General features: G+C 67.6%; 5 protein-coding genes, 1 tRNA gene and 1 pseudogene. All 7 read left to right on the top strand.

Going from position 1 to position 6,141, the window contains the following annotated elements; genetic code table 11:
- A pseudogene (locus GNZ21_RS07780) lies at positions 1-136 on the top strand (ISL3 family transposase); the annotation flags it as partial.
- Between the two features lie 123 nt (positions 137-259).
- Positions 260-347 (top strand) — tRNA-Ser (locus GNZ21_RS07775).
- Positions 348-457: 110 nt separating this feature from the next.
- Positions 458-739, top strand: coding sequence for a type II toxin-antitoxin system RelE/ParE family toxin (locus GNZ21_RS07770; protein WP_188503470.1), 282 nt, complete (start codon positions 458-460; stop codon positions 737-739).
- Positions 740-758: 19 nt separating this feature from the next.
- Positions 759-1,037: a HigA family addiction module antitoxin gene (locus tag GNZ21_RS07765; protein WP_157323023.1), complete on the top strand. Its 279-nt coding sequence runs from the start codon at positions 759-761 to the stop codon at positions 1,035-1,037.
- A gap of 166 nt (positions 1,038-1,203) precedes the next feature.
- Positions 1,204-1,662 carry a 23S rRNA (pseudouridine(1915)-N(3))-methyltransferase RlmH gene (gene rlmH / locus GNZ21_RS07760; protein WP_188503471.1) on the top strand — a complete coding sequence of 153 codons (459 nt, stop codon included), beginning with the start codon at positions 1,204-1,206 and terminating at the stop codon, positions 1,660-1,662.
- Positions 1,655-2,350, top strand: coding sequence for an NADPH-dependent F420 reductase (locus tag GNZ21_RS07755; RefSeq protein WP_157323022.1), 696 nt, complete (start codon positions 1,655-1,657; stop codon positions 2,348-2,350). Before rlmH ends, GNZ21_RS07755 begins: the two co-directional genes overlap by 8 nt.
- A partial coding sequence (locus GNZ21_RS07750) for an ATP-dependent helicase (RefSeq protein ID WP_331250817.1) occupies positions 2,347-6,141 on the top strand: 3,795 nt, incomplete at its 3' end. The genes GNZ21_RS07755 and GNZ21_RS07750, both read left to right, overlap by 4 nt.

Genomic DNA, 6,141 nt, shown 5'->3' with positions numbered 1-6,141 from the left:
TACTGAGGCGATAAATGGTCGTCTCGAGCACCTGCGCGGGACTGCCCTGGGGTTCCGGAACCTTACCCACTACGTGACCAGATCCCTGCTCGACACCGGAGGATTCAGACCCTATCTACACTCTTATCTGCGATGAGCCATGAAAGTCACCAAGGTGCAGGCTTGCCGCCGGTATCCGTGGGTGCAGCTCGACTCTCGCTTTGAGCCGGTGGTCCCACCTCCCGTATAGTGAGTAGGCGCTGCCTGCGGGCGGTGCTCAGGTGACGTGTCCGAGCGGCCGAAGGTGCAGCACTCGAAATGCTGTGTAGGGTAACCCCCTACCGTGGGTTCAAATCCCACCGTCACCGCGTTGTGAAGTGTCAGGACATCATTCCATTCGGTGTTCTGACACTATTTCTTGCGGCATATCGGTGTTTAGCCTATTGCTCCGTGTATCGCACCGGGATACACTCATGATGTGATCATCAGCTTCCGGCATAAGGGGCTGCGCCTGCTCTACGAGAAAGACTCGAAGCGTGGCGTACACCCGGAGCATGTGAAGAAGCTGCGCCGAATCCTCTCAGTCCTGGACCAAGCATCGAGTCCGGAGCCGCTGCTGCAGATCCCGTCGCTCAAAGCTCATCCTCTCAGCGCTGATCAGCAGGGTCGATGGGCAGTGTCAGTCAGCGGGAATTGGCGAGTTACCTTCGAATTCGTCGGTGACGATGTCGAACTGATCGATTATGAGGACTATCACTGAAAGGAGGAGAACGATGCCGATGCTTAACCCCGTACATCCCGGTGAGGTGATCCGCGAGGATGTCCTGGAAGAACTGGGACTCAGCGTCAAGGACGCCGCTGAGAGGCTCGGTGTATCCCGGGTAGCACTGAGCCGTGTACTCAATGCCCGGGCCCGGATCAGCCCTGAGCTGGCCCTGCGGCTGGAGGATGCTGGAGTCGGTTCAGCCAAGCTGTGGCTGGATATGCAGACCGCCTATGACCTGGCCCAGCGCCGCAATGAGGTTCGCCCTAAGGTCGAACGCCTCGCCGCTGCGTAGTCTCACCTATGCAGCGTGCACACACCAAGTTGTGGTCCAGGGCAATTTTCCAACAGCTGTTGGATAATCAGCTTCAGGCCAGGCGCGAGCGAAAGCGAGCACAGTTCCAACGTGCATATCCCTCGCGCCCCGATATGGCTCCGATGCGTCGGTAGACTCAGCAGCTGTGAGCATTTCAGTCCTCGCCGTGGGCAAGAAGCACGAGTCCTGGGTGGCCGAAGGGATTCAGCGGTACACCAAGCGGCTGCGCAAGCCCTATGACCTGAGCTGGAAGCTGCTGGCGCACTCCGCCAAGGAGAACGACGCCGCCCGCCAGGAGGAGTCTGCCAGGATCCTCGCTGCGCTCAAGCCCGGGCAGCACGTGATGCTGCTGGATGAGCGGGGCAGCAATATCTCTTCCCCCGCACTGGCCTCCCATCTGCAGCGGCAGTTCGTCTCGGGCCAGCCGGTGGTGATGGTCATCGGCGGTGCCTACGGGGTCAGCGCCGAACTGCAGGCTCGGGCCGACTTCTCCTGGAGCCTGTCCAAACTGGTCTTCCCGCACCAGCTGGTGCGGCTGATCCTTGCCGAGCAGATCTACCGGGCCCAGGAGATCAGCGCAGGGAGGCCATACCACCATGTCTGAGCGGCCCGGCGGAACTGATCCGGTGGTGGGCGTGCTCGGCGCCGGACGGGCCGGCACCGCCTTCGCCCGGGTGATGCTGGCCGCCGGCATCGGGGTCGATATCTGCTCCACCCGCCCGCCCAAAGCGCTGCGCCACCACCTGAAGATCTACGCCCCAGGGGCCCAGGCAGTATGGCCTGCGGAGGTGGCAGTGCGGACTCGCCACCATGGTCCGGGCGTCGTCGTGCTTGCTGTCCCCCAGGAGGAGCTGGACGAGGTGGACCCGCAATGGGTAGCCGGCACTGAGCCCTCTGGAGTGGTGCTGGTGGATGCCACCAATACCTGGCAGGACGAACTGCTGCCCGGCTGGTTGCAGGCCGCGGTGGATGAGCAGCTGCCCACCTCGATGGCGATCGCCGGCAGATTCGGCGGGGCCGGTGGGGCCGCGGTGGTCAAGGCGCTGAACCACATCAGCCACCATGAGCTGGAGGAGGCCGCCAACCCGGAGCTGCCGCTGGGACAACGCCGGGCGGCGGCCCTGGCCGGAGATGACCAGGATGCCTGCGCCCGGGTCATGGGGCTGCTGGTGCGGATGGGCTTTGACCCGGTGCGCCTGGGCGGGCTGCCGGCTGGGAAGATCATGGAGCCCGACGGCCCGCTGTTCCACCGCCCGCTGCGCCGCGAGGACCTGCTGAGGTACGCCCGGTGAGTGCACTGGAGAGGTTCTCGGAGGCGACTCGGAGCTGGTTCGCCGCCTCCTTCGGCGCCCCCACCCCGGCACAGGAAGGTGCCTGGAATTCCGTGGCCCAGGGGAAGAACGCCCTGGTGGTGGCACCCACCGGCTCCGGTAAGACCCTCTCGGCCTTCCTCTGGTCCATCGATCAGCTGATGACCGCCCAGCGGCCAGCCGCCGGGACCACCAGTGTTCTGTACATCTCTCCGCTGAAAGCGCTGGGAGTGGATATCGAGCGCAACCTGCGCAGCCCGCTGGTGGGCATCGGGCACACGGCCCGCCGGTTGGGTAGGCAGCCGCGGGAGATCTCAGTGGGCGTGCGCACCGGAGACTCCACCCCCAAGGAGCGCCGTGACCTGGTCCGGAACCCGCCGGAGATCCTGATCACCACCCCGGAGTCGCTGTACTTGATGCTCACCTCCCAGGCGCGCAGCACCCTGGCTGGAGTCCAGACCGTGATCATTGACGAGATCCACGCTCTGGCCGGCACCAAACGCGGAGCCCATCTGGCCGTCTCCCTGGAGCGCCTGGATGAGCTGCTACGCTCAGCTCCCTCGGCCACCGCCGCCCAGCGGATCGGACTCTCCGCCACGGTGGAGCCTAAGGAGGAGGTGGCCCGCTTCCTGGGCGGACAGGCCCCGGTGGAGGTGGTGGCCCCGCCCTCAGCCAAGAAGTGGGACATCACCGTCTCGGTGCCGGTGCCGGATATGGCGCTGCCCGCCGCAGAACCAGCAGAGCACGGCGACGCCCGCACCGACTCCCAACCGCTGGCTCCCTCCATCTGGCCCCATGTGGAGCGCCGTGTGGTGGATCTGATTGCCGCGAACCGCTCGACCATTGTGTTCGTCAACTCCCGCCGGCTGGCCGAGAAGCTCACCGGGCGGATCAACGAGATCTGGGCCGGCAGAACTGAGCATGAGGAGCCCGAGCACCCCCAGGAGCTGGCCAAGGCTCACCACGGCTCAGTGTCCAAGGAGCACCGCAAGCAGATCGAGGAGGACCTCAAATCCGGCCGGCTGCGCTGCGTGGTGGCCACCAGCTCCCTGGAGCTGGGCATCGATATGGGGGCAGTGGACCTGGTGATCCAGGTGGAGGCCCCGCATGCGGTCTCCGCCGGGCTGCAGCGGCTGGGCCGGGCCGGGCACCAGGTGGGCGAGGTCTCTGTGGGCTGGTTCTTCCCCAAGCACCGCGGCGACCTGCTCAGCTCCGCGGTGGTGGTGGAACGGATGCTGTCCGGGCAGATCGAGGCGCTGAAGATCCCGCGCAACCCCTTGGACATCCTGGCTCAGCAGACCATCGCTGCAGCCGCTATGGACACCTTGGATGTGGAGAGCTGGTTCGAGGCACTGCGGCGTTCGGCCCCCTTCGCCACTCTGCCGCGCTCAGCCTATGAGGCTGTGCTGGACCTGCTGGCCGGCAAATACCCCTCCGACCGGTTCGCTGATCTGCGCCCCCGGCTGATCTGGGACCGCGATGCCGGGACCCTCACCGGCCGCCCCGGAGCCCAGCGGCTGGCGGTGACCTCCGGGGGCACCATTCCCGACCGCGGCCTGTTCGGGGTCTACCTGGTGGGCACTGAGCTGGAACGGGCCGGAGGTGACTCCCGCACCGGCGGGCGCCGGGTGGGTGAGCTGGATGAGGAGATGGTCTATGAGTCCCGGGTGGGCGATATCTTCGCCCTGGGGGCCACCAGCTGGCGGATCGAGGAGATCACCTTCGACCGGGTGCTGGTCTCCCCCGCGTTCGGCCAGCCGGCCAGCCTGCCGTTCTGGCGCGGCGACGGGATCGGCCGGCCCGCCGAGCTGGGCGAGGCACTGGGCGCCTTCACCCGCCAGCTGCACGGAGCAGCAGAGGCCGAGGCCGCCAGCCGGCTGACCGGCCTGGGCCTGGACGCCTGGGCTCAGCAGAACCTGCTGCGCTATCTGCATCAGATGCATGAGGCCGCCGGCGCTGTCCCCACCGACCGCACCCTGGTGGTGGAGCAGACCAAGGATGAGCTGGGCGACTGGCGGATCATGCTGCACTCCCCCTATGGGATGCAGGTGCATGCGCCCTGGGCGCTGGCCGTCGGCGAGCGCCTGCATGCCCGCTACGGACTGGACGGGGCAGCATTCGCCGATGACAACGGGATCGTGCTGCGAGTCCCGCTGATGGACGATGATCCCCCGGGCGCTGAGCTGTTCATCTTTGAGCCGGAGGAGCTTGAGGAGATCGTCACCCGCCGGGTTTCGGCCTCGGCACTGTTCGCCGGGCGGTTCCGGGAGGCTGCCGCCCGCGCCCTGCTGCTGCCCCGGCAGAACCCGGGCGCCCGCACACCGTTGTGGCAGCAGCGCCAACGCTCCTCCCAGCTGCTGGAGGTGGCCCACCAGTACCCGGACTTCCCGGTGATCATGGAGACCATGCGCGAGGTGCTGCAGGATGTCTATGACCTGCCGGCCCTGGATGCGCTGACCCGCCGGATCAGCCAGCGCAAGGTCCGGCTGGTGGAGGCCCAAACCCCCAGCCCCTCCCCCTTCGCCCAGTCACTGGCCTTCGGCTATATCGCCCAGTACCTCTATGAGGGGGACTCCCCGCTGGCCGAACGCCGGGCCGCCGCCCTGAGCCTGGACCCCAAGCTGCTCAACGAGCTGCTGGGCCGGGTGGAGCTGCGCGAGTTCCTGGACGCAGAGATCATCGCCGAGGCCGAACGCTATGCCCAGCGGCTGAGCCCCGAACGCCGCCTACCCAGCACTGCCGGCCGCGGCGCAGAGTCAGTGGCGGATCTGCTGCGCCTGCTCGGCCCGCTCACCGCAGAGGAGCTCGCGGCCCGGTTGCACGCAGATGACGACGCCGTCACAGCGCAGACTGCCACCGGGTTCGCTGAGGAGCTGATCACTACTCAACGGGCCATGCAGGTCACCATCCAGGGCCGGCAGCGCTACGCCGCAGTCGAGGATGCCGCCCGGCTGCGCGACGGCCTGGGTGTGAACATCCCGCCCGGGGTGCCGCAGACCTTCTTGGACCCGGTGCCGGACCCGCTGGGTGACCTGATCGGCCGATATGCCCGCACCCACGGTCCCTTCACCGCCGACCAGCTCAGCAGCGCCCTGGGCCTGCCGCTGGCTGTGGTCACCGATGTGCTGGTGCGGCTGATCGAGCAGCACCAGGTGGTGGAGGGTCTGTTCACCCCGGAGGCCCAGGTGCCGGTGGAGTATGTGGAGGCCGGGATGCTGCGCCGGATCCGCCGCCGGTCCCTGGCAGCCCTGCGAGCAGCAGTGGAACCGGTGCCCCAGCGGGCCTACGCCCAGCTGCTAGCCGAATGGCAGCAGGTGGCCCCGGGGACCAGGGGCACCGGAATCACCGCCCTGGCCGAGGTCATCGCCCAGCTGGCCGGCCTGCCCGCTCCGGCCAGCGCCTGGGAACGGTTCATCCTGCCGGCCCGGATCAGCGACTACACCAGCTCCATGCTCGATGAGCTGCTCAGCCGGGGCGAGGTGATCGCGGTGGGCCGCGGCGCGCTCACCGGCCACGACGGCTGGGTGGCTTTCTATCCGGCTGAGGACGCCGCACTCATCCAAGCCCCGGAGGCAGCCTCAGGGGGCCCGGGCACCCCGGAGGGGCTGGCCGCCGCGGTGCTGAGTGTGCTCGAGCGCGGCGGTGCCTGGTTCCCCGAGGCCCTGGCCGCCCAGCTGCCGGAGGCCCCCGCCGAACAGATCACCGGCGCACTCTGGGAGCTGTTCTGGCAGGGCTGGGTGCACCCGGACACCTTCACCCCGCTGCGCGATTTC

It is taken from the genome of Nesterenkonia alkaliphila (assembly GCF_009758175.1).
Lineage (GTDB): Bacteria > Actinomycetota > Actinomycetes > Actinomycetales > Micrococcaceae > Nesterenkonia > Nesterenkonia alkaliphila.
Note: the sequence above shows the minus strand (reverse complement) of the source record. Positions and strands in the feature narration are given on the sequence as shown.

Excerpts from the sequence above, each read along its gene's own strand:
- GNZ21_RS07765 (WP_157323023.1), top strand. The coding sequence starts at position 759 with ATGCTTAACCCCGTACATCCCGGTGAGGTGATCCGCGAGGATGTCCTG.
- GNZ21_RS07755 (WP_157323022.1), top strand. The coding sequence starts at position 1,655 with ATGTCTGAGCGGCCCGGCGGAACTGATCCGGTGGTGGGCGTGCTCGGC.